Origin of the sequence: Pseudokordiimonas caeni (assembly GCF_026719705.1) — a bacterium.
Taxonomy (GTDB): Bacteria; Pseudomonadota; Alphaproteobacteria; order Sphingomonadales; family Kordiimonadaceae; genus Gimibacter; species Gimibacter caeni.
Window position 1 is genome coordinate 231,186 of the sequence record NZ_JAPPRR010000001.1, and the last position, 26,910, is coordinate 258,095.

Below are 26,910 nucleotides of genomic sequence, written 5' to 3' on the forward strand. Positions count from 1 at the left end.
CGATGAGCAGCCGTATCGCCAGCATCATCGGCCGCCGTGTGTGGGACAGTCGTGGCCGTCCCACGGTCGAGGCAGAAATCCATCTTGAAGACGGCGCCATGGGCCGTGCCATGGCACCTGCGGGAGCATCGACCGGTAGCGGCGAAGCGCTGGATCTGCGCGACGGCGGCGCGCGCCTTGGCGGGATGGGCGTCGACAAGGCGGTTACCAATGTGAACGACCTGATTGCACCCGCGCTCAAGGGCTTTGACGTGGCCGATCAGGCCGGGCTCGATGCCGCCCTCATCGCGCTTGACGGTACGCCGTCGCGGCAGAAGCTTGGCGGCAATGCCATGATTGCCGTTTCCATGGCGGCAGCACATGCCTCAGCGGCGGCCGAGGGTGTGCCGCTCTGGCGCTATCTGGCGGGGGACACGGTCCATGATATCCCGCTGCCTGAAATCCAGATATTCGGCGGCGGGGCGCATGCGCGCGGTTCGCTCGACCTGCAGGATTTCATGGTGGTGCCCTTCGGGGCCGGAAGTTTCGCCGAAGCCATGCAATGGACGGCAGATATCTATCACGCTGCCGGGCGCATCATGGACCGGCGCGGCAGCCGCTACGGCGTGGCTGACGAAGGCGGATGGTGGCCGGATTTCCGGAACAATGAAGAAGCGATCGCGACACTGGTGGAGGCTATCACCGAGGCCGGCTACGATCCTGAAACGCAGGCTGGAATCTCGCTCGATATCGCCGCAAGCCAAATCCATGACGGTGCGGGTTATTATCTCAAAGCCGAAGACAGGCACGTTCCGGATGCGGAATGGTTTGACCTGATGGTCGACTGGGTGACCCGCTATCCCATCGTTTCCATCGAAGACCCGTTCGTGGAAAGCGACCTGGCCGCTCATGCCGCCTTCACCAAAGCGATGGGGCACAAGGTGCAGGTGATCGGCGATGATCTTCTGGTCACCAGTGCCGCCCGTGTGGCTGCAGCGGTTGAGGCGGGCGCCTGCAACACGCTTCTCTGCAAGCCCAATCAGGCCGGCACGCTGACCGAGGCGAAGGCAGCGCTCGATGCCGCCCACGCGGCGGGCTGGAATGTGATCGTCTCCGCGCGTTCCGGCGAAACCGAAGACACCAGCATCGTCGATCTGTCCTACGGCTGGGGTGCGGGGCAGCTGAAGGTTGGCTCCTTCGCGCGGTCCGAACGCATGGTCAAATGGAACGCCATGATCCGGCTTGAAGAAGCCTTGGGCGAGGGCGCGCGTTATGCAGGGGCCAGGCCGCTGCCGGGCAAGCGTGGCTGAACCATGGGGGTGGATGCGCCATCCTTTGTCCGTACAGGGCTGACCAATATGGGGCTCCTTGCCCCCGGCGCCGCGTTCGACGCAGAACCGCTGACCGGCGGGGTTTCGTCGGACGTCTGGAAAGTGCAGTTGCCGGACGGGCGCACCGTCTGCATCAAGCAGGCTTTGCCGCAGTTGAAGGTTGCGGCCCATTGGGAAGCACCGGTGGAGCGTGGCCGGTATGAAATCGCATGGCTGCAAACAGCACGCGCCATCGTAAGGGACGCCGTGCCCGCGGTGCTTGGCACCGATCCCGCGACCGGCAGTTTCGCCATGGCCTTTCTGCCGCCTGAAGATCACCCCGTGTGGAAAGACCAGCTGATGGCGGGCTTTGTGGATATCGAAGTGGCCGCAGGGCTCGCCGAGCACCTTGCCGCCATCCACGGGGCCACGGCAGGCCGGGCGGATATCGAAGCCGCCTTTCCGACCACCCCCTTCTTCGATGCCTTGCGGGTCGATCCGTTCCTGCGGGCCACAGCCGCGAAGCATCCCGATCTTGCCGATATCCTGCACGCCATGGCCGCGCGGCTCCTTGCCGCACGTACCGCGCTCGTGCACGGGGATATCAGCCCGAAGAATATTCTGGTGGGGCCAAAGGGGCCGGTCATCATCGATGCCGAATGCGCCTGGTACGGTGACCCCGTCTTCGATCTCGCCTTCTGCCTCAATCACCTGTTGCTGAAATGTCTTGCCCGGCCCGACCGCGCGCCCGAAATTCTCAGTGCTTTCGTGACGCTGTGGCAGACCTATGCGCTGAGAGTGTCATGGGAAGACTGGCCGGTGATGGAAGAACGGCTGGTGCCGCTTCTGATGGCCTTGCTGCTGGCCCGTGTGGACGGCAAATCCCCGGCGGGATACCTGACCGAAAAATGGCAGCATGATGCCATGCGTCTGATGGCCCATGCCGTTCTCAGGGCGCCGGATACCCCGCTTGGCGAGATACCCGGTGCATGGCTCAGGCTGATTTCGGCGGCCGCGCCTTGATATCCTTCAGCATGCCGACAAGCTCGTCGGTGACGATATCGATGATCGCCTTGCCCTTGGCGGCGTTGGCAAGGCTCGGGGTGCCGAAGACACCGGTGTGGGCGGTCAGTTCTGCCATCGAACGCTGATGCGACCCCCGCCCGCCGGTGAGGAGGTCGGCGTCCGCCCAGCCGAAGGTGGATTGCAGCGGCGTGTCGCGGATCACATCGGTGTCGACAAGTTCCGGTGCGATATGCTGGATCATCGAGGTTTCAAACTCGCAGGCATGGCCCACACCACCGAAGGCGCTTTCCTGCAGGGCACGTAGCTTGTCACCTGCCACTTTCCACCATGTCAGCATGAAGAAATTCACCTTCGGGTGCCGGTGGCCGAGCTTTTCAACGATCACCTGCCCGATGGCGAGATTGCCGCCGTGGCTGTTGAACAGCACGATGTTGGTGAAGCCGTGGGCGACGACGGATTCAAGGACATCGCAAACATACGCCAGCATGGTTTCATGCCGCACGGTCAGGCTGCCGGGGAAGCTCATATGATGCTCCGAGCAGCAGACCGCCACTTGCGGCAGGATCAGCACATTGTCGCCGAGCGCGGCATCAAGCCGGTCGGTGAAATGACGGCCGATCAGGGCATCGGTTTCAAGCGGCAGATGCGCCCCGTGCTGTTCGATGGCGCCGATATTCAGCACCACCGGCGTGGCGCGGTCAAAGGCCCCGAGCTTGGGGCTGGTCAGATGTTCCCACTTCATTTCTTTGCGGCCCACATGTCGATTTCAACGATCAACCCGGGGATCAGTACGGCCTGAATGGCGGTCCGCGCCGGGTAGGGCTCCCGCATGAATTCGCGGTACACGCTGTTGAAGCGCGACCATTCGTCAATGTTCGTCAGATACACATTCACCTTGAATACGTCGGTGAGGTCGAGCCCGGCGTTCTGAAGCTGCGCGCGGCAGTTTTCGAGTGTGTAACGGGTCTGGTCCTCGATGCTTGCACCTACGATGGCGCCGGATGGATCGATGGCAGCCTGACCGGAAATCACCACGATCTCGCCCCCCTTCACCCGCAGCACCGGCGAGTAAGGCCCGGCGGTGACATGCTGGCTGGCGGCGGGGGCTTCGATGGCTTTCACCGGTGCGCCCATCATCGAAGGCAGGTAACCGACGAAGGATGCGATCTTCCACGCGCCGTCCACCTTGCGCATCACATACACACTTTGCCAGTCCATCAGGCCTTTGGTGCCATCGGCGAGCGGATAGGCGCCCTTGATCTCCTTGTGGGCAAGGGCACCGTCGCCGTTGATGGTGATGGCCTTCAGGCGCGAGGCGGCGAAAAGCGGTTCGCGCACCTCGTCGCGCCTGCAGGTGCGGGCGGTGATGGCTGCCTGTTTCAGCCATTCGGCCTTGTAGGTATGGATATTCGGGAAGGTCACGGCCCAGCCATCGGGGTTATCCGATTGCTGGCCATCGATCCCGAAAAAGCCCGAGGGGACGAAATCAGGTTCCGTCTGGCTCCAGTCGGCATCCAGAAAGGCATCGATATCTTTGCGGACAAGGATATCCCAGATCGCGGCGCGGTCGGGGTCACCGGCATAGGGGTTGTCGAAAACGGACATGGGCAGTTCCTACTCGATTATGCGGTGGCCGACGCGGAAACGGGCGATGGCGTCTTCATCGATCACGATGCCGAGGCCGGGGCCTTCATCAGGTGCGAAGGCGTAGGGTGGCTCGAACCGGATCGGGTTTTTGAGAAGGCAATGCGAGCGCAGCATGCGGCCGAAAATATCACTGGGCCAGACGCAGCTTCGGGCGGCCAACGCCTGATGCAGATACATGGCTTCAAGAATACCGAGATCGGCTTCCGAGCCATGCCAGCAATATTTCCCGGCAGCCGAGGCGATGGCATCCAGCTGCCTGAATTTGGCAAGGCCCGCGTTGAAGTTGAAGCCATCGACGGCGCCGTGCTCGATACAGGCGATGGCATCCTGCACGCGCTGGCCCTGCCACACGTAAGGCAGCGAAATATGCTGCACGATGGGGATGCCCGATACCTGCCGCAGCAGGGCATAATCTTTGTACATCCATTTGCGGATGGGGTCTTCAAGCAGCAGCACATTGCCGACGGCATCCAGTTCCATGAGCCGCCGCCGCGCTTCGCCGGCATTTTCCCAGCGCTGGTTGGGGTCGTAAATCACCCGCATATCGGGGGCGGCCGCCTTGATCGCCTTGCACTGGCCGACGACATCATCCTCAAGGTCGCATTTCAGCTTCAGCGTATCATAGCCCTGATCCGCATATTTCTTCGCGACCTCGCCAGATTCTTCGACCGTGCGGTGGCTGGACCATGAGCTGACATAAACCCGGTCGCGCACCGCACCGCCGAGGAGCATGTAGAGAGGCATATTGTGGCGCTTGGCGTAAGCGTCCCAGATGGCGCACTCGAAGCCGTCATATTCGCGCGACAACGGCACGGGCAGGTCTTGCAGGGAAAGCTTGTCGATATCCTCGCCGATCAGGTTTTTCGCCACGTCCGCGATCAGTTGCCAGTTGTGATCGCGGTAAAATTCGCCGATGCCGACGGTGCCGTCGGAAAGCTCAAGCCTCAGGATCAGTTTCGGCAGTTCGTCAAATTGCACGCTCCATTCCTTCTTGCCGCCAACCGGCAGCATATGGAGGGGCTTCTTGATTTCTTCCGATGAAACGACACCGGGGTGGGCGGGGACGACCACTTCGTCGAACCGGAAACGCCGGATGGTGGCTGGCTTGGTCATTCTTTATGTCCAATATTGCGGAGGGGCAGGCGCATGGGGATCAATATCCGAAGAAGGCCGGCAGCCATTCGCTGAGGGCGGGAATGAAGGTGATCATCAGGAGGACGGCAATCATCGCGCCGTAAAGCGGCAGGATGGCGCCAACGATCTGCTGCAGTTTGATCTTGGCAATACCGCAACCGACGAACAGCACACTGCCGACAGGCGGCGTGCACAGCCCGATACAAAGGTTAAGCACAATCATGATACCGAACTGCAAGGGCGACATGCCGAGGCTTTCGGCAACCGGCAACAGGATCGGCGTGAAGATCAGCACCGCTGGCGTCATGTCCATGAAGGTGCCGATGATCAGGAGCAGCAGGTTAATGAGCAAGAGGATCAGGATCGGGTTGTCGGTCAGGTTCAGGAAGAAGGCGGTCAGCTCTTCCGGGATATGGGTGTAGCTCAGGATCCAGCTCATGGCCGTGGAGGTGCCGATCAGCAGCATGACGACAGCAGTTGTCTCTGCCGCTTTCAGGAAAATGGTCGGCAGGTCGGCAAGCTTCACCTCGCGGTACACGATCACCGACAGGAGAAGGGCATAAAGCACCGCGATGACGCCGGCTTCGGTCGCGGTGAAGAAGCCGCCGATGATGCCGCCGATCACAAGCACGATCAGGAAAAGGGACGGCAGGGCCGCGATGCCGGTGCGGACAACGGCGCCGATGCTGGACCGCTCCCCCACCGGATAGCCTTTAATCCGCGCGAACAGGGCGCAGACGATCATCAGGCCGATAGCCAGCAGGATGCCCGGCAGATAGCCCGCAATGAAAAGGGCGGCGATCGAGACCCCGCCGCTCGCGAGGCTATAGATAATCAGGATATTGCTGGGTGGGATCAGGAGCCCGGTGGTGGAGGCGGTGACCGTGACGGCCGCGTTGAAGGCGGGGTCATAGCCCTGCTTCTTCATCGAAGGGATCATGAAGCCGCCAATAGCGCTGGTGGCGGCCACGGCCGAGCCAGATATGGCGCCAAAAAGCGTGCAGGCGACGATATTGACGAACGCCAGCCCACCCGGCAGGTGGCCGATCAATGCCATCGCGAAATCAATCAGCCGCCGCGCGATCCCGCCTTGGCCCATCAGGATGCCCGACAGGATGAAGAAGGGAATGGCAAGGAGGGCAAAGCCGTCGATGCCGCTCGCCATGCGCTGCGCGATGGTGGTGGCAGCGGGTGTGGGGTCGATGGTGACGAGCATGGTCGCCAGTGTGGCGAGCCCGATGCCGACCGATATGGGTACGTTCGTGAACAGAAGCCCGAGGAAGACGAGAACAAGGAGGGTGATGGAAAGGTCCATGGGGTCAGTCTCCGTCCTCGGCGGTCAGGCCGTCGTGCGGGGGCAGGTCGTCGCCGCCCGTTATGAGGCGGCGGATGAAATCAAGGGCATAGATGGTAATCAGCACGCCCGAGAGCGGCAGGACGCAGTAAACGTAACCGATGGGCAGGCCGAGCGCGGCGCTTGTCTGTTTCATCTCGAAAGTGAGCGTCACAAGCTGCAGGCCGCCATAAACCATCACCGCAAGCGCAAAGAAGGCGACCATGGCATGCGCAAAAAGGCCCAGCCGGTGGCGGGTCGCTTCGCTTTGCCGGTCCACGAAATAGCTGAGGCCCAGATGCGCGCGCCGCCGGTAGGCCCAAGCGGCCCCAAGAAGCCCGATCCAGATCAGGAGATACCGGGCAAGTTCTTCGGTCCAGCCCGAGGGCGAGTTCATCACGAAGCGGGTGAAAATCTGCCAGGTAACATCCGCGACCATCAGCGCCATCAATGTGGCCAGCGTGACCGAGAGGAATTTATCGAGTGCAGCAATCATCTGTCGGCTCCTATGGCGTTTCCGCGATCTGCTGCATCAGCGGATAGACGGGATCGTCACGGAAGCTTTCGTGCATCTCCTGCACGGCAGCCTGAAAGGCGGTGACATCGGGCTCGATAATCTCGACCCCTGCCGCCCGCATCGCGGAAAGGGCTTCCTCGGTTGCTTCGTCCCAAAGCTGGCGCTGATAGGGCACGGAGCGCGCGGCGGCTTCGGTCACCCAGCCTTGCTGCTCGGGCGTCAGATTGTCCCAGACATGTTTGGACATGAGAAGCACATCAGGTACCGCGGCATGCCGGTCGAGCGTGAAATAGGGGGCTACGTCATAATGCTTGGAGGTGAAGAAGCTTGGCGGGTTGTTCTCCGCCCCGTCCACCACGCCTTGCTGGAGGGCGGTATAAAGCTCGGGGTAGGCGATCGGCGTGGCGTTGCCGCCGAGGGCGTCCACCATGCGCATCGCTGTCTGGCTGTTCATCACCCGGATTTTCAGGCCTTTGAGGTCGGCTGGCGACCGTACTGGCACCTTGGTCGTATAGAAGCTGCGGCTGCCGGCATTATAGAAGACAAGCCCGTGCAGGCGGACATTCTCGCCGGCTTTCAGGAGATGCTGGCCGACGGGGCCTTCAAGGACGCGCCAGTAATGGTCCTCGTCGCGGAACAGGTAGGGGATTGAGAAAAGCTTCATCTCGGGCACGAAGCCTTCAAGGGGGGCCGCCGAGACCTTGGCGATGGCGAGCGAACCGATCTGCAGCAGCTCCAGCGTTTCCCGTTCGGACCCCAGTTGGGCGTTCGGGAACACGTCGATATCCATCGTACCATGCGACAGCGCGCGCAGCTCCTTGCCCATATAGAGCATGGCCATATGCACCGGGTGGCCGGTATCAAGGCCATGCGCCAGTTTCAGCACGGTCGTGCGGTTGCTGTCCTCGCAGCTGATTGTCAACAAGGCCGCCGCTGCGACGAGCACAGCGCGGCCGAGTTTTCCGAGGCCGGTCAGCATTCGGATTTCCCTCCCCTGTGCCTTGGCCGAAACAGGACAGGCCGCCCTGATGGCAAAATCAGAAATTGGCCTGTCCAGATGTGCCAACCTATCATCGGGCAAAAAATGAATGCAAGCGTGAATCTATTGATATTTGACCATTGGCAGCGATGAGGTGACCTTGTAAACTGGTCAACCCAATTGCCGGGCGCGCCGTTCTCTGGCAGGATCGAGCGGCAAGCCCATCAGGAGATTTGTATGGCAGAACAGACGATCAAGGTGCCGCGGCTGTATCAGCAGGTGGCCGAAAAGCTGATCGAGATGATCGAATCGGGCGAGTATGACGTGGGCTCGCGCCTGCCGGCCGAGCGCGAGCTGGCCGCCATGTTCAGTGTCAGCCGCCCGACGATCCGCGAAGCTGTGATCGCGCTGGAGCTTGAGAATTTCGTCGAGGTCCGCACCGGATCGGGCGTGTATGTGAAAGCCGGGCGCCGCGAAAGCGGACGTCTGGCCGACAAGGATATCGGCCCCTTCGAGCTGACCGAAGCTCGCATCCTTTTCGAAGGTGAAGCGGCGGCCTTGGCCGCGCGGATGATTACGGACGCCGAACTTCGCCAGTTGGAAAGCATCCTTGGCGAAATGGCGGCTGAAAACGAATCCGGCGAGGAAATGCACGAGGAAGCAGACAAGAAATTCCATATGACCATCGCCCAGGCGACGCGCAACAGCGCGGTCGTTTCGGTGATCGAGGGCCTGTGGGATGCCCGCGAAAGCTCGCCGCTCACGCGCCGCATGTATCAGCGCGTACGCAACAAGGGCTTCAAGCCTTCGATCGAGGAACACCGTGACGTGTTCAACGCCATCGCCACCCGCGATCCCGCCATTGCACGTGCGGCCATGCGCGAGCACCTTACCCGCGTGATCGACAGTATCCTTGAGGCAACCGAGGTGGAGGCCATCGAGGCCGCCCGCAGCGAAGTGGCCAAGAGCCGCGAACGCTATAGCGTCGCCCGCAAACTAGGCTAGGCCGCCTAATATAATCTGGTCAGGCAGATATTCTTGATAATCAAACATTGGTCAGGTACATTGCCGGACCAATGCAGATTATCGGGAGGTTGTCATGAAGAATCGCTTGTTGCCGGGAGTTGCCATCGGCTTAGGGCTGGTAGGCGGGGCACTGACGCTCGCCGCGCATGCCGGGGACGCCACCAAAGGCGTTGCTGCCGTGGATATCGGTATCCAGAAGGGCGCGACCTTCAATGGCCACAAGTATGTCGGTGGCACCTATGGGCAGGTTGATACCATCACCATGCCCGACCATCACACGCTGGATGACAAGCTGATCGCTTATGAGGGGCCGGGCTGGGAGTCCGACCGTGTGGGCTACCGCCTGTATCTTGACGAACGCAGCGTGACGGATGTGTGGGGCAAGAAGCTGCCCGCCGCGGTGCTGCACACTGTCGGGCGCGGCGACAATTATTCCGTGATGAACGACTGGGGCATGGATGTCCTCAAGGTCGGTGAAAGCCTCGGGATTGGCGGCCTTGGGTATGCCGATGACACGGGCGCCCATCAGGTAGGCAAGGCCCAGAAGATTTCAGCAGACCGCTTGAAGCCCGGCGCCGATGCTGCCGGCGTGCGTGTGCGCCACAATGGCCTCAAGAACGGCGAGGGGCTTTATGACCTGACGGCCGATTATGTGATCCATGCTGGTTCGCGCCTCACCCATGTAACGGCAAAGGCCACGGGCGACGCACCGACCCTTGCGACCGGTGTGGTGATCCATGACGGGGTGACAATTCTGGAAGGCGCAGCGACCGACAGCGCCTGGGGCTATGTCGCCACATGGGGGCAACAGAGCCTGAACAACGATAATCTCGGCCTTGTGGTATTTTACCCGAAAGACGGCGTGGCGAAGACGGACGGGCGCGATGCGCACACGCTCTATATCACCTTCAAGCCCGGCATCACGGTTGACTATGCCTTCGGTGCGGCGTGGGAACTTGAATCCGACGGCATCAAGACGCTTGATGGCTTCAAGGCCTATCTCGAGAAGACCGCAGCTTCGCTCGCAGCGGGTGGCAAATAAGCCGCCCGTATCCCCGAACATCCAATTCCCGAGGAGAATGAAGGGTGGAACTCCGCTATTCTGCCGATCAGGTCCGTTATCGCCGCATGACGAGCGACGAACTGCGTGAAAGCTATGTCGTTGCCAATCTTTTCACGCCCGATACGGTGCCGCTTACCTATTCAGATATCGATCGCGGTGTGGTCGGCTCTGCCGTGCCGGTCAAACAGAAGCTTGGCTTGCCGGTCCACAAGGAACTGGCATGCGACTATTTCACCCAGCGCCGTGAAATCGGGGTGCTGAATATCGGTGGCAAAGGTCGCATCACGGTAAGCGGTGTTGCCTATGACCTCGATTTCGAGGACAGCCTTTATATCGGGCGCGGCAATGAAGAGGTGGTTTTCGAAAGCAGCGATCCCGCGAACCCCGCCAAATTCTATTTCGTCAGCTATCCGGCCCATGCGGCCTATCCGACCAAGCTCGTCACCAAGGCGATGGCGAAGCGGCTGGAGCTTGGCTCGGTGGCAACCGCCAACAAGCGGGTGATCCATCAGGCGATCCGTCCGGGCATTGTGGAAACCTGTCAGGTGGTGATGGGCTTCACAGCGCTTGATGTCGGCAATGTGTGGAACACGATGCCGCCGCACACACACCGCCGCCGGTCGGAATATTATATGTATTACGGGCTCGCTGATGACGCCCGTGTGTTCCACATGATGGGCGAGCCCGACAATATCCGTCCGCTCATCCTGTCGTCCGGTGAAGTGGCGCTGTCGCCCAGCTGGTCGCTCCACTGCGGGGCGGGCACCACGGCCTACACCTTCTGCTGGTCGATGGGTGGTGAAAACCAGGAATTTGACGACATGGACCATATCCCCATGGGGGATCTGGCGTGAGCGCGGCGCTATTCGATCTGACGGGCAAGGTGGCGATTGTCACCGGTGCGAGCCGAGGGCTGGGGCAGGGCATGGCCCTGGCCCTCGCAAGCGTCGGGGCCGATATCATCGCTGTTGCCTCTAAGGCTGAAAACGCCGCGGATACGGTTGCCAAGGTGGAAGCCATGGGCCGTCGTGCCGTGGCGCTTGGCTGCCGTCAGGATGATCTGGATGACGTCAGGATGCTTGCCGATAAGGCCATCAAGGCCTTCGGGCAGGTGGATATTCTGATAAATAACGCCGGCACGATTCGCCGCGCGCCCGCCGAGGATTATAGCGATGACGACTGGCAGGCGGTGATCGATACCAACCTCAATGGTGTCTTCGCCCTCAGCCGCGATATCGGGCGGCACATGCTGGCGCGCGGGGCAGGCAAGATCATCAATATTGCGTCGCTCCTCAGCTTTCAGGGCGGGATCACGGTACCGGCTTACTCTGCGAGCAAGGGGGCTGTGATGCAGCTTACCAAAGCGCTCGCCAATGAGTGGGCGGCGCGCGGGGTGCAGGTGAATGCCATCGCCCCCGGCTATTTCGCGACTGATAACACGGCAGCGCTCAGGGCGGATGAAGCCCGCAACAGTGCGATTTCGGCACGTATCCCGGCCGGCCGCTGGGGAACGCCCGACGATCTGGCGGGCGCGATCATCTTCCTTGCGTCACGCGCTTCCGATTATGTGAACGGCCACATCCTTCTCGTGGATGGCGGCTGGATGGCACGTTAGGTTCCCCTCGTCTTCCTTCAGCCTGCGTGTTCCATCTGCGCGGCAAAGTCCTTGAGACTTTGCCGCGCCCCCTCGGCTTCCAGTTTTGTCAACCAGTGGGTGACGGCCCGCTTGAAACGCACATTCCCGGCGATAGCGGCGGGGAAAACGCTCCGTATTGCGAGGAAGGCGTCAACCCGTTCACGGCCCTTGAGGTCGGCGAGGGGGAGGAAGCGATCGCGCAGAGGGTCGTCAATCGCCCATGTCTCGCCTGCATCACTACGGCCTGCGGTATAGCGCAACCAGGCTGAAACGGCGAAGGCAATGGCCTCGATCGGGCCTTGCCTGTCAAGCTGTTCGGAAAGGGCGGGTAGATACCGCTGGGGTATCTTCTGGCTGCCATCCATGGCGATCTGCCGCGTTTTGTGCGGCAGGCCGCGATTTGCAAACCGGACCAGAAGCTGGTCGCAATAATCATCGGTGCTGAAGCCTGCGGGCAGGCTGAGCGTCGGGGCCATTTCGTGCCGCATCAGGGTGCGCACAAGGGCGGCCATCGCGGGGTCGGCAATCGCTTCGGCAACCGTGGCATATCCGGCAAGGCAACCGAGATAGGCAATCGCGCTGTGGCTGGCGTTCAGGAGCCGAAGTTTCATTTCTTCGAATGGTGCCACTTCGTTCACATAGGTTGCTCCCACCCTGTTCCACGCGGGGACCGGGCCGGCGAAATTCTCCTCAATCACCCACTGGGTGAAGGGTTCGGTCATCACGCAGGCGGAATCGACAAGGCCGAGCGTGGCGGCGACATCGGCGACATCTTCGGCAAGCACGGCTGGCGCGATGCGGTCCACCATCGTAGCGGGGAACGTCACATTGTCGGCAATCCAGTCGAGAATATCGGGCCGCGAGACGGAGGCGAAAGCGGTGACGGCCGCTTTCAGCTTCGGCCCGTTACCGGCGAGATTGTCGCAGCTGATGATGGTGAGGCCACCGGTGCCCGCTGCCCGCCGCCTGGCGAGCGCCGCCACAACGAAGGCGATGGCCGTGCGCGGCTCGGCGGGTTTCGCCAGATCATGCAGGATATCGGGATGGTGCATGTCCAGTTTGCCGGTGGCGTTATCGAGGCAATAGCCTTTCTCGGTGATTGTCAGTGTCACCACATGGGTGGTGGGCGCGGCGATGGCATCGACGACCGCCGTCGGGTTTTCGGGTGCCACCAGAATATCGGCGATTGATCCGATGATCTCGATCTCGCGTTTCTCCGGCCCCTTGGTGACAAGGCTGTAAAGGCAGTCCTGCGGCACCATCTGGTCGCGTACGCCAGCCGAGCGCAGGCTGACCCCGATGATCCGCCAGTCGCCGCCGAGTTCCGCAAGCACCTTGTGGCAATAATGTGCCTGATGGGACCGGTGGAAGGCGCCGACCCCCAGATGCACAATCCCGGCGCCGTGGCGGGCGGGATCGTAGGACAGGGGGGCGACGCTCTGGGGTAGCGCCTGCAGGGTGGCGAGGGAGAGACGGTCCACTGGGTGGCTCCTTAAAGCTTGTAGGTTTTCTTGGCGAGCCGGTAGGCGAGGTCCGCGGCAAGCTCAGCCGCTTCATCCATCTCAAGCCGGTGGTCGGCGACGAGTTCGGCGAGCCAGTTGCAGTCCATGCGGCGGGCCACATCGTGGCGCGCGGGTATAGACAGGAAGGCGCGGGTGTCATCATTGAAGCCGACGGTGTTGTAGAAACCGGCGGTTTCGGTGATCTGCTGGCGGTAGCGGCGCATGCCTTCCGGGCTATCGTGGAACCACCATGGGGGACCAAGGCGCAGGCACGGATAATGGCCGGCAAGCGGGGCCAGTTCCCGCGCGTAATTGGTTTCATCCAGCGTGAAGAGGATGAGCGTGAATCCGGGCTCGTTACCAAAGTGCTGCAACAGCGGGCGCAGGGCTTCCACAAAGGTGGTGGCGACCGGCACGTCGCCGCCCTTGTCGCGACCGAAGCGTTCGAACACGAGGCTGTTGTGGTTGCGCGCAACGCCCACATGCAGCTGCATCACGAGGCCGTCTTCAAGGCTCATGCCGGCCATTTCGGTCAGGATCTGCGCGCGGAACAGTTCGGCGTCCGCCTTGCCGGCCTTGCCGGTGCAGACGCGGGCGAACAGGGCCTCGGCTTCGGCAATGGTCAGGTCCGCTGTCTGTGCCGTCGGGTGGCCGTGGTCGGACGAGGTGACGCCAAGCGATTTGAAATAGGCGCGCCGTTTGCGGTGGGCGTTCAGGTAACCGTTCCAGGTGAAAGTGTCTTCGCCGGTCAGTTCGCCGAAGATGCGCAGGCTATCAAGGAAGGCTTCATGGTCGGGGTCGGTTACCACATCGGGGCGATAGGCGGAGATGACCTTGCCGTCCCAGTCGCTGTCGCGGATCGTGCGGTGGTGGTCAAGTTGGTCGAGCGGCGATTCGGTCGTCGAGAGCGCTTCGATGCCGAATCGGTCAAACAGGGCGCGCGGCCGGTAGGCGTCGGTTGCGAGCGCCGCGTTGATCGTATTGAAATAGTGATCGGCGGTTTCCGCCTCCAGCCGCACGTCGATGCCGAACACTTCGGAAAAAACGGTATCCAGCCACATGCGCGAGGGTGTGCCGCGGAACAGATGATAATTTTCGGCGAACAGGCGCCAGATCTTGCGCTTGTCGGCTTCCGGCCTCGTTTTGCCGTCGCGCGGGCGGATACCTAGCGATTCGTGCGGGATTCCCTGACTATAAAGCATGCGGAACACATAATGATCCGGCTTGATCAGCAGTTCGACCGCATCTTCGAAGGGTTCGTTAAGGGCAAACCAGGCGGGGTCCGTATGGCCGTGCGGGCTGATGATCGGCAGGTCCTTCACGCCGCTGTATAGCTCGCGCGCGATACCGCGCACCGCCGGTGCGGGCGAGAAAAGACGATCGGGATTCAGCGTAAGCTTGCGGGGCACCTTTGTGGCCTCCTTGAAATTTTATGTTGCATCTGAACCGGCTGGCGCTAGATTGGCCATGTGGCCTGACCAATTACTGGATCAGGTTGGCATCCCAAGTCAAGGCGTACCTCACCACAGGGCGCGCCCGCTGGCAACGGGATAGAGGTGAGTGCACTGGTAAAGACGCTGCGCCACCCGCCAGAATCGGTCTGTCGCCTTCGGGCGGTTATGTTTTAGGGACGCTAAGGTATGAAAATAATCGATGCAAAAGTCATTGTAACCTGCCCGGGGCGCAATTTCGTCACCATCAAGATCATGACCGACGAAGGGCTCTATGGCATCGGGGATGCGACCCTCAATGGACGCGAGCTTGCCGTTGCAAGCTATCTGACCGATCACCTGATACCCTGTCTGATTGGTCGTGACGCCGGCCAGATTGAAGACATCTGGCAATTCTTCTACCGCGGGGCCTATTGGCGCCGTGGCCCGGTGGGGATGACCGCGATTGCCGCCATCGACATGGCGCTGTGGGACATCAAGGCCAAGGCCGCCAACATGCCGCTTTACCAGCTTCTTGGGGGCCGCAGCCGCACGGGCGTGATGGTGTATGGCCACGCGAACGGCACCGGCATCGAGGAAACAGTGGCCGAGGTCGGCCGCTATATCGACATGGGCTACAAGGCGATCCGCGCCCAGTGCGGCGTACCGGGCCTGCCGTCCACTTATGGCGTTTCGAAAGACCGCATGTTCTACGAGCCGGCCGACAATGACCTGCCGAGCGAGAATATGTGGGATACGGCGGCCTATATGGCGCATGTGCCCAAGCTTTTTGAGGAACTGCGCGACACCTACGGCTATAGCCATCACCTGCTGCACGACGTACACCACCGCCTGACGCCGATCGAGGCCGGGCGGCTTGGCAAGGATCTGGAGCCTTTCCGCCTTTTCTGGCTCGAGGACGCGGTGACCGCCGAACTACAGGAAGGCTTCCGCCTGATCCGCCAGCACACGACAACGCCTCTGGCGGTTGGCGAGGTATTCTCGAGCATCCATGATTGCCACCAGCTGATTTCCGAACAGCTGATCGATTATATCCGCACCACGATCGTGCATGGCGGCGGCATCACGTCCTTGCGCCGGATCGCGCATCTGGCCGAGCTTTATCATGTGAAGACCGGCTTCCACGGTGCCACTGACCTCAGCCCCATCACCATGGGTGCGGCCCTGCATTTCGATACCTGGGTTCCGAACTTCGGTATTCAGGAATATATGCGCCATACGCCCGAAACCGATGAAGTTTTCCCGCATGACTATGAATTCAGGGACGGCTATCTCTATGTCGGCGATACGCCGGGCCACGGGGTGGATATCAACGAGGAACTGGCCGCGAAATACGAATACAAGCGTGCCTATCTGCCGGTGAACCGCCTGCGCGACGGCACGATGTTCAACTGGTAAAGCTCCGGCGCCACCCGGCCGGGGCGGCGAGAGGGAGGAAAGCGCCATGCCGTCGATAGCCATTCTGGGCGAAGTGATGATCGAAATGGCGCCGACCCCCGATGGCACCTTTGCCATGGGTGTGGCGGGCGATACCTACAACACAGCCTGCCTGATGGCAGGCCTTGGTATCAGGACAAGCTATCTGACCAGTCTTGGCGGCGGCGAGGCGGCGGAAACGATCCGCCGCCATGCTGTCGGCCGCCACGTGGTGCTTGCCGAACCCGGTGACGACACTGCTGCACGGCCCGGCCTTTACATGATCATGAATGATGCGAGCGGTGAACGCTCGTTCCAGTACTGGCGCGACACTTCGGCTGCCCGTGGCCTGCTGCAGGATGCGCGCAGGCTTGACCGCCTGCTCAAAGCCCTGCCGCAAGCGTCCGCCTTTTTTCTGAGCGGTATCACGCTCGCCCTGATGAGCGATGAAAGCCGCACCATGCTGGCCGGTCATCTGGCAATGTTGCGCGAGGCGGGGGTGACGGTGATTTTCGATCCCAACCACCGGCCGCATCTGTGGAAGGGTGAAACGACGCCTGTCGCCGCGATCACCCAGATATTGCCACATGTGGATATCTATCTGCCGGGTCGCGAGGAGGAGGAAATCCTGTTCGGCTGCGAGGATATCAAGGCGACGGTTGGCCGGTTAGGGGACGCCGCACCGCGCATCATCGTGATGAAGAACGGTGGCGGCATCTGCAGTTATAACGACGATGGCAAGGCAGGCGAGGTGACGATCACACCGGCTGCCAAGGTGGTGGATACCACAGGCGCGGGCGACACATTCAACGGCGGTTTCATCGCGGCTCACCTGATGGGGCTCGACACGCCCTCGGCCATTGCCTTCGCAGCGGAAGCAGCCGCCGAAATCCTCGCCGTTCGCGGCGGGGTGTTGCCGGCTGCGAGGATCGACCTCCTGAACAAGAAACTGGCCAGCCTCGTTTGAGGCCGACCAGTTTGCCCGTCCCGGCGGTGGCAGCCGCCGCTTATTTCTCGCGCTTCAGTACCAGCCCATAGGTCGCGTTGCCGGCGAGTTTCACAGAAAGCGGTTCACCGCGCCGGGTGATCTCGACGCGCTGCGGCTTGGCTTTCCGGCCTTTCTGGCTGACTGTCAGGCTGTAGGTGCCGGGGGCCAGTCGCCAGACGCGGAAGCCGATCTCCTGAGCTTCCTTGTCGAACAGATAGCCTTCCACCTTCAGCGTATCGTCCGAGGCATCGCTGACAAGGGCGGTGAAGCCATCGGAGGTTTTATCCCATGACACTTCAACATAGGGCGAGGTCGTGCGCATCGCACCCGTCAGATAACCCGTGATCTGGTTCACCGGATCCACGCCGTTTTCCTGCTGGCTGATATAAACGCGGTCCGTAAAGAGCGCTTCGCTCGTCCGCATCGGTGTGTTGTAGCGGATCATTTTCAGGATCGCGTTGCCGGCATCCACCAGATGGCTGCGGTCACCGGTCAGGCGGAAGCGGACATAGGGTCCGCCGCGTTTCATCAGAAGGTTGTCGTAGCGCTTGTCGCCCGACAGAAGCCGCCATTGTTCCAGCACGCTCCAGAAGCCTGACGTATCGGCCAGCTCCTTCGCGGCCCATGCAGCGCTGCCGACTGCGGGATTGTCGTCCTTTTCGTTCAGATGCGCGGCGATCAGGTCCGCCGAGGCGAAGATAGGTTCGAGAAGGCTTTCGTCGCCTGTCAGTTTCCAGGTGAACAGGAGCAGGTCATAAATCTGCTGGCCGGATTCATGCGACCATTCGAAATAGTCCCAGAACATGTTGGCGCCGTACCACGTAGGCTCGTCACCGTTGATGGCCTCATCCGAAGCACGGACTGACGGCGGCACGATGCCCTTGGGCTTGCCTTTCGCCTCGCTCATGGCGGCGGCGGCCCAGCCTTTGGCCCATTGATGGACGCCTTCGATCACCGCCTCGTCGCTGCTTGCCCAAGCGTAGAAAAGCACGGCCTTGGCAGCCCGGCCGTTCATCGGTACGTCGCGGTTGCGCGGTGGGCGCTCGTCCAGTTCATGCGCGCCGAACCATGCGGTGCGGAAGAAGCGGTGACCGTTATCCTTCAGCACGGTCCAGCGTTCCATGAAGTGGCGCGCGGAATTGCTGAGGCGACCGACATAGACGGGGTCATCAAGATAGCTGAGAAGCGGCGCCGTATCGGAAATCGGCTCCGAGGCATGCTCCACATCATGGGCTTTCTTGAAATAGCCGTCTTCCAGCCGGTCGCTGTTCCAGACGCCGGTTGCAAGCGTCGTCCAGCCGCGGCGAGTGGTTTCGTCGCCCACGAAGAAGGGGATGACCCACCAGCGCAGCATCTCGACATCGTCGCCGTACTTTCCGCCAAGCTCGCCGTTCGGGTCCTGCCGCTCATTGGTCCACCAATGGGTGATGAGACGCGTGCGGCACAGGACCTCGCGCTGCGCCACGGCCCAGTCGGGTGCGGCTGCAGGGGCGGTCAAGGCATCGCAGCTGTCCGGCGTATCGACATCCTTGTTCATATACATGGCAAGGAGCTGGTCTTCCGGGTGGCGTTCATGAAGCATCAGCAATTCGGGTGTCGGTTTGCCGTCATAATCCTGCCCGTAACCTTCGCGGTCGAGCCAGTAAAGGATGCGGCCGCGCTGGAAAAGGGCGCGTTCGTAAAGCGGATTGTCGGGGCCCCCGTCGGCCAGAAGCCCATCGATCCACATGATGGCCTGCGCGTAACGGCCAAACATGCTGAGCCCGGTGCGGTTGGTGGCCCATTCCCAGCCAAGGAGGCCGAGATAATATTCCTCGGCACGCGCCAGCATATCCACTTGGCTGCGCCAGTGCGCAGCGAAGGTGTCTTCGGGGTCTTTTTCGAGCATGCGATCAAGCTCGGCGACGATGGCATCAAGCGACACATTGCTGTTGTAGCGACCGGCTTCGCGGATACGCAGGGCCATCTGCACATGATCGTCGCGCACGGCGCCGAAGTCGGAAATGGCTTCGGGCAGGCGGTGGAACTGCAGGCCGTTGAGGCGGACCTTGTCCTTGTCGCCTTTCCAGGCAAGTTCCAGCCCCTTGTCGCCGACGCTGACGCGGCCCTGATACATGCGGTATTCAGGGCGCAGGTCGGTGCGTGGCTCGGCGGGCGGCTGGAACTCGATCCAGCCGAGGTCGCGGGCCTCACCGTTCACGAGGAAGGCAGCGGTGCTCGTGTCTTCAAGGCCGGCTTCCATCCAGAAGGTGACCACCCAGTTGCCTTCCGGCAGGTCGATTCTAAAGCCCAGTTCATCCGCTTCCACGCTGTCGATGGTGAAGGCATCGCGGCTGCGAGTCAGATCAGGCCGGGTGAGAGGCTTCATCGTGGCCGGCGCATTGGTCCATCCATAGCCGCGCGCGGCATTGTAAGCGACGTCGGGGGTCAGCGGCAGGGCGTCATGGGCAACGGCCTCCAGCGGCCCTGCATCAAGCTTCACGGCAGCAGCCTGCCACGGGCGTTCGGTGGTCATCGCATTCGCGTTCGCCGCGCCGAGGCCTGCGACCAGTGCCGATGCGGCAACACTCCCAAGGAAAGCCCGCTTCATCCATCCACCCTGCATTGGTCATCCCTCCCTGTCCCGGCGGCTGCTGGCCGGTCTTACCACTCAATGGCGGCCCGGCGCAGCGGGAAATGGTGTTCCCTGAAGCTTTTTCGTGGCAGCCAGTATAAGACATCCTGTAACGCCCTACTGTAAGGAGGTGGGCAAGTCAAGGATAGCGGTCAGGCCAAAATTGTGCTTTGGTAAGCCTGATTGTCAGATAAGGGAGTATGTGACGTGCAAGTGTTTATCCATGATACGGTAGCCGAAATGGCGGTGAAGGTGGCGGAAACCGGGGCTTCGGTCATCCGGGATGCCGTCCGCGCCAAGGGCGAGGCGACCATCATCCTGGCCACGGGGGCCAGCCAGATCGAGATGCTGGACCAGCTGATCGGTCAGGCCGATATTGACTGGTCGGCGGTTACGATCTTCCATCTGGATGAATATTGCGGGATCGACCGGGATCATCCGGCCAGTTTCCGCCGCTATATGCGCGAACGGGTGGCTGAAAAGCTGCCGAACCTGAAGCGTTTCGTGTGGATTGAAGGGGATGCTGCAGATATCGGTGCCGAAATCGCCCGGCTGAATAGCGAGATTGCGGCGCGACCGGTGGATATCGCCTTCATTGGCATCGGCGAAAATGGCCACCTGGCCTTCAACGAACCGCCGGCAAACTTCGAGGCCGAATCGCCTTATCTCATTGTTGAACTGGATGAAACCTCGCGCCGCCAGCAGGTCGGGGAAGGTTGGTTTTCCTCGCTTGATACGGTACCGCTAACAGCTATTTCCATGAGTCTGCGGCAGATTCTGAAATCGGCTCGCCTTATGGTTACAGTACCCGACGAGCGCAAGGCCGCTGCAGTCCGCGCTGCGCTTGAAGGGGCCATCGATCGCGCCTGCCCGGCGTCGATCCTGAGAACACATCCAAGAGTTGAAGTTCATCTGGACAAACCAGCCGCCTCACAGCTTGTCTATTTTTCGGCCTGACCATTTTTGGTTTAACCTGTCATACAGGATGATTGACAAGTATGACGATTTCTGGAACCGTCGTGTTGCAGTTATATGATGACTGATTACTTATCAGCGAATTCAGTAGCCCATCTCGCGCCAAGGATGTGGGGGCAGCGGGACGCTCGGGGAGGATAAGAATGAAACATACCGCACGATTCATGACTTCGGTTTCCGCCAGTGCCATGCTCGCCATGTCGGTGGCGGCTGGCGCGATGGCGCAAGACAGCAATGCCGGTGAAAAGCCGGATGATGAGTTCACCATGGAAGAGGTGATCGTCACCGGTACGCGCGTTTCGCTGGAACGTGCCCGCGATATCGAACGCGCAGCCGATGTCTGGAAAAACGTGGTTGCTGCCGACGATATCGGCAACTTCCCTGACCAAAACGTGGCAGAATCACTGCAGCGCCTGCCGGGTCTTTCGATCAGTCGCGATGAAGGCGAAGGCCGCTTCGTGATCGTTCGTGGTCTCTCGCCGGCCTTCAACAACGTCACCGTGAACGGTGTGCGGATGGGTTCGACCGGTGAAGAAACCCGCGACAATATCGTGTCGCTCGACACCGTACCGTCGGACCTTTTGAACGGTATCGAAGTCTCGAAGGCCCTTACGCCTGACATGGACGGCGACGCCATCGCCGGCACGATCGACCTGAAGACGCTTTCAGCATTCGACCGCAAGAAGGACACGTTCTCGCTGCGCGGCGAGGCGAGCTACAATGCTCGTGCAGAAAAGGCATCGCCGAAATTCTCCGGCGCCATTACCAAGCTGTTCGACACGGCAGCCGGCGAAAAGACGCTCGGCGTCGCCCTCACCGCCAGCTATTTCAAGCGGGATATCCGGCTTGACGATCTGCGTGTCCAGCGCGAGGACGGCGATCTTGTCGCTTATGATCGGGGCGACGGCGAATTCTATGTCCCGCAGGAGATCGACCAGCGTCTGGAGATCGGCACCCGTACGCGTCTCGGCATGACCGGCAGCGTCGAGTTCCGCCCGAACGATGATCACAAGGTTTACCTGAACGTCACCGCATCGAAGCTGGATGACGAAGATATCCGCGTTCAGCAGGAATGGGAAACCCGCCGGGCAAGTGGCAGTGAGGTGAAGGTTGTCGGCCCGAACACTGCCGTTCTTGATGACGTTGACCTTGAAAAGCAGACCTTCTTCAAGGATACGACCAGCAAGAACTTCTCGGTCAGCCTCGGCGGCGAGAACCGCTTCGATGATTTCGAACTGAGCTATCAGGGCGACTATTCGCGCAGCACCTATTCGAACCCGTTCGGTACGCGCGGCCAGTTCCGCGAGCGGGATGAGTTGATCAAGTTCGTCGCGGACGACAGCGGCGTGATCATCGACGCCACACCGGATACGGACGAATACAGCCGCAGCAAATCGGGCGTGGATATCCATGATCCCTCGAAATTCACCTTCGACAATATCCTGATCGACGATACCCGCGCCAAGGACGAGATTTATACCGGCCGTCTGGACGGCAAGTGGAATTTCGTGGCGGGTGACAAGGAAGGCTATCTCAAGGCTGGCGTGAAATATCGCATGCGCGACAAGTATCACGACAAGGAACAGCTGGACATGGATCCGCACGACTTCGGGTTCGATGTCACCATGGCTGATATCGGCTATTTCGATCCCGAAAACACCAACCTCAACAACTTCGTGATGATCCCGGATCTTGATGCCTCGAAGGAGCTGTTCTTCCAGGCACGCGACCTGATGCTCGCTGAAGGCTTCAACACCAGCCTGCCGAGCGACGACTTCCAGATCGACGAAGACGTATTGTCCGGTTACCTGATGGGGCAGATCGACCTCAGCCCCAAGTGGGCCGTGATTGGTGGTGTCCGCGCCGAGCAGACGAAGCTGAAAAGCTTCGGCACGATTGTCGAGACGCTTCTGTCGTGTACCGAAGGCGATTGCGGCGAACTGACAAGCACCCAGCTTTCGTCGGGCTCGCTCTCGATCGACGAGAAATACACCGACTGGCTGCCGAGCCTGCACTTCAAATATACGCCGACGGACGACCTGATCTTCCGCCTGGCGCTGACGAAGGCAATCAAGCGCCCGGCGTTCAACGAAAATTACCCGAACGTCGGCATCATCACCGAAGAGCAGGATGACGGTACCTATGTCCGCAGCTATGGCGGCGGCAACCCCGACCTGAAAACGCTGAAAGCCGATCAGGTCGACTTCCTGATTTCCTGGTATCCGAATGATGATCTCGCGCTGTCGGGCGGTATCTTCTACAAAAGGATCAAGAACTTCGTCGTTGAAAGCACGCTTCTTGGTGATGCTGTTGCCCAGTTCGGGCTGCCGATTGGCGATGGCACGATCGACGGTGGCTTCGATGCGGTCAACACCTACCTGAACGGTGATACCGCCAAGGTCATCGGTGTCGAGCTGAACTATTATCAGGCCCTGAAGTTCCTGCCGGGCATCTTCCTGACCGGCAACTTCACCTATGCCGACAGCAAGAGCCATATCGAGAATGTCCGTCCGGGCGAAACCTTCCGCCTGCCGGACCAGCCGAAAACGGTTGGCAACTTCGCGGTCGGTTACGAGAACGAGAAAGTGACCCTGCAGCTTGCGGGTAACTATGTCGGCGAGAAGCTCGAAACGGTTGCTTCGGACGCGGCACTCGATGAGATCCGCAAGGCGCGCTTCTCGCTCGATTTCGGTGCCAAATACAATATCAACGACGGTATCCAAGTCTATTTCGATGCCATCAACCTGAATAATGCGAAGGACGAGCGCGTCTTCCGCAACGGCGCGAACGCACCGCGCCTGTTTGAAAGCATTCAGGATTATGGCCGGACCTTCCAGCTGGGGCTGCGCGCCAACTTCTAGGCGTTCTGCCAGCTGACTCGGGCGACCCTCCGGCCACGTGCCGGGGGGTCTTTTTTATTCTGCTTTCAGGGAGGTGTCAGGCGGTGCCTGCAAGCCGGAGGACGGAAACCTTGAGGATTTCAAGAAGGCCGACGAGGGCCTCCCTTGTCAGGCCGCTGTGCTTGTAGCCATGCGCCGAACTGCGGATGAAGGCGGGCATGTCCGCAACCTTCACGCCGGCCGCTTCAAAGTTGTGGCCGTATGGGGCGATCATGCCGGCGATCAGCGCCTCGAAGCGGCTGTTGGCCTCTGTGATTTCACAGCGCCCGGCGGTGTTGAAACCTTCAACGATATCCTCGGCGTCGGGGGCCGCGCTCATCATGTCGAAGGGCTTGAGGATCATGTGGGCGAACAACGCATCGAGCTTGGCGGCGAGGTCAGGGGCGGTATCCACGGCAGCCTGCGTCTCAGCTAGGAGCGTATCTGAAAAATAGCGGATGCCGGCCCGAAGCACGTCTTCCTTGCTGCCATAGCTGTTGTAAAGCGTCTGGCGCACGATGCCGGCTTCGGCCGCGATGTCATTCATCGTGGTCCGTTTGTAGCCATAGCGGGTGAAGACCCGGATGGCGGCATCCAGAATTTTCTGCTCGCGCTCGTCCATGAAGGCATATTGACAATTTCCGTCCATGTGTCAATATGGACAAAATTACATAAAATGTCGTATTGTAAATTATAACCCGAGTCCGACGCGAGGAGATGGGCATGGAACTGACAGTGAACGGGAAAACCCGCACGGTGGATGTGGCGGCGGACATGCCGCTTCTTTGGGTGCTGAGAGACGAGCTGGGCATCACTGGCCCCAAATATGGCTGCGGCATCGCCATGTGCGGCGCCTGCACCGTGCATATCGACGGGCAGGCCGTGCGGTCCTGCTCCATCCCTGTTGGGGATGTGTCTGGCGAAGTGCTGACCATCGAAGGGCTCGGCAACCCTGATGCCCTGCATGCCGTGCAGGCTGCATGGATTGATCATCAGGTGGCGCAGTGCGGTTATTGCCAGTCCGGCCAGATCATGCAGGCTGCGGCCCTGCTTGCCGAAAATCCGAACCCGGATGACGCCGCCATTGATGAAGCGATGGCCGGGAACCTGTGCCGCTGCGGCACCTATCCGCGTATCCGTGCCGCCATCAAGGATGCGGCTGGCCGGCTTGGCGGGGAGTAAGGCCATGGGACGCATCGCATCAATCACCCGCCGTGCCTTCCTCCTCGGCGCATCCGTCGTCGCCGGGGGCGTTGTCTTCGGTTACTGGCAATATAGACGTCCCTACGACAATCCGCTGAAAGACGGATTGGGCGAGGGCGAACTGGCGCTGACCCCCTATATCCGGATCGACCAGTCGGGCGTCACGATCATCACCCCGCGCGCCGAGATGGGGCAGGGCGTGCACACCACGCTTGCAGCCCTTGTGGCCGAAGAACTGGATGTGGCGTGGGATGCCATCCGTGTGGAACACGGCCCCGCCTCCAAGGCCTATTATAACGGTGCAATACTGGAAGAAGGCGCGGGCTTCGCGCCGACGGATACGAGCCCGATGGCCGAACGCATGCGTGCCTTCATGCATGTGCCGGCGAAATTCATGGGCTTTCAGATCACCGGCGGGTCGTCGTCGGTCGCGGACGCTTACCAGAAAATGCGCGTGGCCGGTGCCGCTGCCCGCGAGGTGATGCTGGAAGCCGCCGCCCGCAAACTGGATGTTTCGAAAGCCTCGTTGAAAACTGAAGATGGCCATGTGATCGCCGCGGATGGTGCGCGCCTCAGCTATGTCAATCTCGCCCCCTTGGCAGGTGACATCGAGCCACCAGCCAATCCGAAACTGAAACCGCGTTCGAAGTGGCGCTACCTTGGCAAATCGATGCCGCGCGTTGACATGGTTGGCAAAAGCACCGGTACCGCGACCTTCGCGATTGATGTGCGCCTGCCCGACATGCTGCATGCCACGGTGAAAATGAATCCGGGTCTTGGCGGCAGCCTGACGAGCTTTGACGATACGGCCGCGCGCGCCATGCCGGGCGTGAAAAAGATCGTGCCGCTTGACGGCGGCGTGGCGGTCGTGGCCACCAACACCTGGTATGCATTTCAGGCGGCAGAAGCTATCAGGTTCGACTGGGGTGCTGCACCGTATCCGGCCGACACCGAAGGCCACTTTGCGGCGGTTGCGGCAGCGTTTGAAGGCGACCATGACAGCCGCATGCGCGACGACGGCGACGTGGAAGAGGCACTTGCATCCGGCGACGTCATCTCGGCCGAATACCGGGTGCCGTATCTGGCCCATGCGACGATGGAACCGCTGAATGCAGCGGCCCTTCTGAAGGACGGCAAGCTGCAGGTCTGGGCGGGTAATCAGGCACCGACGCAGGTTGTGGTTGAAGCGCAGAACATCACCGGCCTTGAGGAAAAGGATATCACCGTCCACACCATGCTGATGGGCGGCGGGTTTGGTCGCCGGGCCGAAATGGACTTCATCAAGCATGCAATCCATGTGGCGAAGGCGATGGAAGGCACACCGGTCAGCGTGACATGGTCGCGCGAGGAAGACATGACCCACGATGGCTACCGACCGCTGGGCATCGGCCGCTTCCGCGCCAAAGTGGAAAACGGCGTGCCGAGCGCCCTTGATATCGCCGTGTCGTGCCCGTCAGTGATTGAATCGCAGATGGGGCGGCTGGATATCAATATTCCGGGGCCGGATGCGACCATCGTGCAAGCCACCTGGGATCAACCCTACGACATTCCCAACTATCGCTCCACCGGCTATCGCGCAAAGGCGCTCTTGCCGGTCAGTTCGTGGCGGTCGGTCGGGGCGTCGCAGAACGGCTTCTATCATGAAAGCGCGATGGACGAGATCGCCCATGCGGCGGGTGTCGATCCCCTTGAGATGCGGCTGAAGCTGATCTCGCACGGGCCTTCGCGCAAGGTGCTCGAAGCGGTGGCCGAAATGTCCGGTTGGGGCAATACGCTGCCAGCGGGCCATGGGCGTGGTATCGCCTTCGTCATGGCGTTCGGGGTGCCGGTCGCCGAGGTGATCGAGGTTGCCTACACGGACGGGGCCATCCGCATCCTCAAGGCGTTCGCCGCTGTGGATGTAGGCCTGGCGCTGGACCCTCGCAATGTGGAAGCACAGGTGCAGTCGGGCATCAACTTCGGCCTTTCGGCGGCGATGACGGGCGAGATTACTGTGGCGGACGGCCGGGTGGAGCAGACGAATTTCGATACCTACGACGGTATCCGCATCCATCAGGCGCCTGAAATCATGGTTCGCATTATGGAAAATGGCGACCGCATCCGGGGGATTGGGGAGCCCGGCACACCGCCTGCCGCCCCCGCGCTCGCGAATGCCATCTTCGCCGCCACCGGCCAGCGCATCCGCGAACTGCCACTATCCAAACATATCGACTTCGCCTGAGGGCGAGGTCG

Annotated in this window: 22 protein-coding genes; 12 read left to right on the top strand and 10 right to left on the bottom strand. The window is 61.0% G+C overall.

Annotation, left to right across the window (positions count from 1 at the left end):
- Positions 1-2: 2 nt before the first annotated feature.
- Positions 3-1,289, top strand: coding sequence for a phosphopyruvate hydratase (gene eno, locus OU694_RS01005; RefSeq protein WP_308909144.1), 1,287 nt, complete (start codon positions 3-5; stop codon positions 1,287-1,289).
- 48 nt (positions 1,290-1,337) lie between these two features.
- On the top strand, positions 1,338-2,312 hold the full coding sequence (locus OU694_RS01010) for a phosphotransferase (RefSeq protein WP_308909145.1): 975 nt from the start codon (positions 1,338-1,340) through the stop codon (positions 2,310-2,312).
- On the opposite strand, the gene OU694_RS01015 is transcribed toward OU694_RS01010, so the two are convergent.
- The 6 genes from OU694_RS01015 to OU694_RS01040 are packed head-to-tail and all read right to left on the bottom strand — an operon-like array spanning position 2,284 to position 7,925.
- On the bottom strand, positions 2,284-3,057 hold the full coding sequence (locus tag OU694_RS01015) for a creatininase family protein (protein ID WP_308909146.1): 774 nt from the start codon (positions 3,055-3,057) through the stop codon (positions 2,284-2,286). The two genes, OU694_RS01010 and OU694_RS01015, sit on opposite strands and share 29 nt — an antisense overlap.
- Entirely contained in the window at positions 3,054-3,920 is an 867-nt protein-coding gene (locus OU694_RS01020; protein ID WP_308909147.1) for a RidA family protein, read from the bottom strand. The genes OU694_RS01015 and OU694_RS01020 overlap by 4 nt, the downstream gene beginning before the upstream one ends.
- 9 nt (positions 3,921-3,929) lie before the next feature.
- Entirely contained in the window at positions 3,930-5,075 is a 1,146-nt protein-coding gene (locus OU694_RS01025; RefSeq protein ID WP_308909148.1) for a mandelate racemase/muconate lactonizing enzyme family protein, read from the bottom strand.
- A gap of 40 nt (positions 5,076-5,115) precedes the next feature.
- Positions 5,116-6,411, bottom strand: coding sequence for a TRAP transporter large permease (locus OU694_RS01030; RefSeq protein ID WP_308909149.1), 1,296 nt, complete (start codon positions 6,409-6,411; stop codon positions 5,116-5,118).
- A gap of 4 nt (positions 6,412-6,415) precedes the next feature.
- Positions 6,416-6,925, bottom strand: coding sequence for a TRAP transporter small permease (locus OU694_RS01035; protein WP_308909150.1), 510 nt, complete (start codon positions 6,923-6,925; stop codon positions 6,416-6,418).
- Between the two features lie 10 nt (positions 6,926-6,935).
- A complete protein-coding gene (locus OU694_RS01040) occupies positions 6,936-7,925 on the bottom strand; it encodes a TRAP transporter substrate-binding protein (RefSeq protein ID WP_308909151.1) in 990 nt (329 codons plus the stop codon).
- A 237-nt stretch (positions 7,926-8,162) separates the two neighbouring features.
- Here OU694_RS01040 and OU694_RS01045 point away from each other — a divergent pair, with 237 nt between their 5' ends.
- The 4 genes from OU694_RS01045 (at position 8,163) to kduD (ending at position 11,629) form a co-directional block, all read left to right on the top strand.
- A complete protein-coding gene (locus tag OU694_RS01045) occupies positions 8,163-8,930 on the top strand; it encodes a FadR/GntR family transcriptional regulator (protein WP_308909152.1) in 768 nt (255 codons plus the stop codon).
- A 94-nt stretch (positions 8,931-9,024) separates the two neighbouring features.
- Complete coding sequence (locus tag OU694_RS01050; protein ID WP_308909153.1) at positions 9,025-9,993, top strand: DUF4861 family protein; 969 nt, start codon at positions 9,025-9,027, stop codon at positions 9,991-9,993.
- A 44-nt stretch (positions 9,994-10,037) separates the two neighbouring features.
- Entirely contained in the window at positions 10,038-10,868 is an 831-nt protein-coding gene (kduI, locus tag OU694_RS01055; RefSeq protein WP_308909154.1) for a 5-dehydro-4-deoxy-D-glucuronate isomerase, read from the top strand.
- Positions 10,865-11,629 (top strand): 2-dehydro-3-deoxy-D-gluconate 5-dehydrogenase KduD, encoded by a 765-nt coding sequence (gene kduD, locus OU694_RS01060; RefSeq protein WP_308909155.1) that lies wholly within the window; start codon positions 10,865-10,867, stop codon positions 11,627-11,629. The genes kduI and kduD overlap by 4 nt, the downstream gene beginning before the upstream one ends.
- A 17-nt stretch (positions 11,630-11,646) precedes the next feature.
- Here kduD and OU694_RS01065 read toward each other — a convergent pair whose 3' ends face one another.
- Positions 11,647-13,131, bottom strand: a complete 1,485-nt coding sequence (locus OU694_RS01065) for a mannitol dehydrogenase family protein (protein ID WP_308909156.1) — start codon at positions 13,129-13,131, stop codon at positions 11,647-11,649.
- Between the two features lie 11 nt (positions 13,132-13,142).
- Positions 13,143-14,561: a glucuronate isomerase gene (gene uxaC / locus OU694_RS01070; RefSeq protein WP_308909157.1), complete on the bottom strand. Its 1,419-nt coding sequence runs from the start codon at positions 14,559-14,561 to the stop codon at positions 13,143-13,145.
- Between the two features lie 231 nt (positions 14,562-14,792).
- On the opposite strand from uxaC, the gene manD reads away from it, so the two are divergent.
- Together manD and OU694_RS01080 are read left to right on the top strand one after the other, a co-directional pair.
- Positions 14,793-16,001 (top strand): D-mannonate dehydratase ManD, encoded by a 1,209-nt coding sequence (gene manD, locus OU694_RS01075; protein WP_308909158.1) that lies wholly within the window; start codon positions 14,793-14,795, stop codon positions 15,999-16,001.
- A 46-nt stretch (positions 16,002-16,047) separates the two neighbouring features.
- Positions 16,048-16,986, top strand: a complete 939-nt coding sequence (locus OU694_RS01080) for a sugar kinase (RefSeq protein ID WP_308909159.1) — start codon at positions 16,048-16,050, stop codon at positions 16,984-16,986.
- A 40-nt stretch (positions 16,987-17,026) separates the two neighbouring features.
- On the opposite strand, the gene OU694_RS01085 is transcribed toward OU694_RS01080, so the two are convergent.
- Complete coding sequence (locus OU694_RS01085; protein ID WP_308909160.1) at positions 17,027-19,597, bottom strand: IreB family regulatory phosphoprotein; 2,571 nt, start codon at positions 19,595-19,597, stop codon at positions 17,027-17,029.
- A 231-nt stretch (positions 19,598-19,828) separates the two neighbouring features.
- On the opposite strand from OU694_RS01085, the gene OU694_RS01090 reads away from it, so the two are divergent.
- Positions 19,829-20,578, top strand: a complete 750-nt coding sequence (locus OU694_RS01090; RefSeq protein WP_308909161.1) for a glucosamine-6-phosphate deaminase — start codon at positions 19,829-19,831, stop codon at positions 20,576-20,578.
- Between the two features lie 161 nt (positions 20,579-20,739).
- On the top strand, positions 20,740-23,457 hold the full coding sequence (locus OU694_RS01095; protein ID WP_308909162.1) for a TonB-dependent receptor: 2,718 nt from the start codon (positions 20,740-20,742) through the stop codon (positions 23,455-23,457).
- Between the two features lie 76 nt (positions 23,458-23,533).
- Here the strand turns inward: OU694_RS01095 and OU694_RS01100 are convergent, their stop codons facing one another.
- Positions 23,534-24,124: a TetR/AcrR family transcriptional regulator gene (locus OU694_RS01100; RefSeq protein ID WP_308909163.1), complete on the bottom strand. Its 591-nt coding sequence runs from the start codon at positions 24,122-24,124 to the stop codon at positions 23,534-23,536.
- Between the two features lie 74 nt (positions 24,125-24,198).
- Here OU694_RS01100 and OU694_RS01105 point away from each other — a divergent pair, with 74 nt between their 5' ends.
- Both OU694_RS01105 and OU694_RS01110 read left to right on the top strand, forming a co-directional pair.
- Positions 24,199-24,657 carry a (2Fe-2S)-binding protein gene (locus tag OU694_RS01105; protein WP_308909164.1) on the top strand — a complete coding sequence of 153 codons (459 nt, stop codon included), beginning with the start codon at positions 24,199-24,201 and terminating at the stop codon, positions 24,655-24,657.
- Between the two features lie 4 nt (positions 24,658-24,661).
- Positions 24,662-26,899 carry a xanthine dehydrogenase family protein molybdopterin-binding subunit gene (locus tag OU694_RS01110; RefSeq protein ID WP_308909165.1) on the top strand — a complete coding sequence of 746 codons (2,238 nt, stop codon included), beginning with the start codon at positions 24,662-24,664 and terminating at the stop codon, positions 26,897-26,899.
- The last annotated feature ends 11 nt before the right edge of the window (positions 26,900-26,910 follow it).

What these genes read in the sequence shown, in the direction of transcription:
- OU694_RS01040 (WP_308909151.1), bottom strand. Translation starts at nt 7,925, where the DNA reads ATGCTGACCGGCCTCGGAAAACTCGGCCGCGCTGTGCTCGTCGCAGCG.
- OU694_RS01045 (WP_308909152.1), top strand. Translation starts at nt 8,163, where the DNA reads ATGGCAGAACAGACGATCAAGGTGCCGCGGCTGTATCAGCAGGTGGCC.
- OU694_RS01100 (WP_308909163.1), bottom strand. Translation starts at nt 24,124, where the DNA reads ATGGACGGAAATTGTCAATATGCCTTCATGGACGAGCGCGAGCAGAAA.
- OU694_RS01025 (WP_308909148.1), bottom strand. Translation starts at nt 5,075, where the DNA reads ATGACCAAGCCAGCCACCATCCGGCGTTTCCGGTTCGACGAAGTGGTC.
- OU694_RS01035 (WP_308909150.1), bottom strand. Translation starts at nt 6,925, where the DNA reads ATGATTGCTGCACTCGATAAATTCCTCTCGGTCACGCTGGCCACATTG.
- OU694_RS01095 (WP_308909162.1), top strand. Translation starts at nt 20,740, where the DNA reads ATGAAACATACCGCACGATTCATGACTTCGGTTTCCGCCAGTGCCATG.
- OU694_RS01020 (WP_308909147.1), bottom strand. Translation starts at nt 3,920, where the DNA reads ATGTCCGTTTTCGACAACCCCTATGCCGGTGACCCCGACCGCGCCGCG.
- OU694_RS01050 (WP_308909153.1), top strand. Translation starts at nt 9,025, where the DNA reads ATGAAGAATCGCTTGTTGCCGGGAGTTGCCATCGGCTTAGGGCTGGTA.
- OU694_RS01030 (WP_308909149.1), bottom strand. Translation starts at nt 6,411, where the DNA reads ATGGACCTTTCCATCACCCTCCTTGTTCTCGTCTTCCTCGGGCTTCTG.
- OU694_RS01080 (WP_308909159.1), top strand. Translation starts at nt 16,048, where the DNA reads ATGCCGTCGATAGCCATTCTGGGCGAAGTGATGATCGAAATGGCGCCG.
- eno (WP_308909144.1), top strand. Translation starts at nt 3, where the DNA reads ATGAGCAGCCGTATCGCCAGCATCATCGGCCGCCGTGTGTGGGACAGT.
- OU694_RS01010 (WP_308909145.1), top strand. Translation starts at nt 1,338, where the DNA reads ATGGGGCTCCTTGCCCCCGGCGCCGCGTTCGACGCAGAACCGCTGACC.
- OU694_RS01110 (WP_308909165.1), top strand. Translation starts at nt 24,662, where the DNA reads ATGGGACGCATCGCATCAATCACCCGCCGTGCCTTCCTCCTCGGCGCA.
- OU694_RS01085 (WP_308909160.1), bottom strand. Translation starts at nt 19,597, where the DNA reads ATGAAGCGGGCTTTCCTTGGGAGTGTTGCCGCATCGGCACTGGTCGCA.
- OU694_RS01105 (WP_308909164.1), top strand. Translation starts at nt 24,199, where the DNA reads ATGGAACTGACAGTGAACGGGAAAACCCGCACGGTGGATGTGGCGGCG.
- manD (WP_308909158.1), top strand. Translation starts at nt 14,793, where the DNA reads ATGAAAATAATCGATGCAAAAGTCATTGTAACCTGCCCGGGGCGCAAT.
- OU694_RS01015 (WP_308909146.1), bottom strand. Translation starts at nt 3,057, where the DNA reads ATGAAGTGGGAACATCTGACCAGCCCCAAGCTCGGGGCCTTTGACCGC.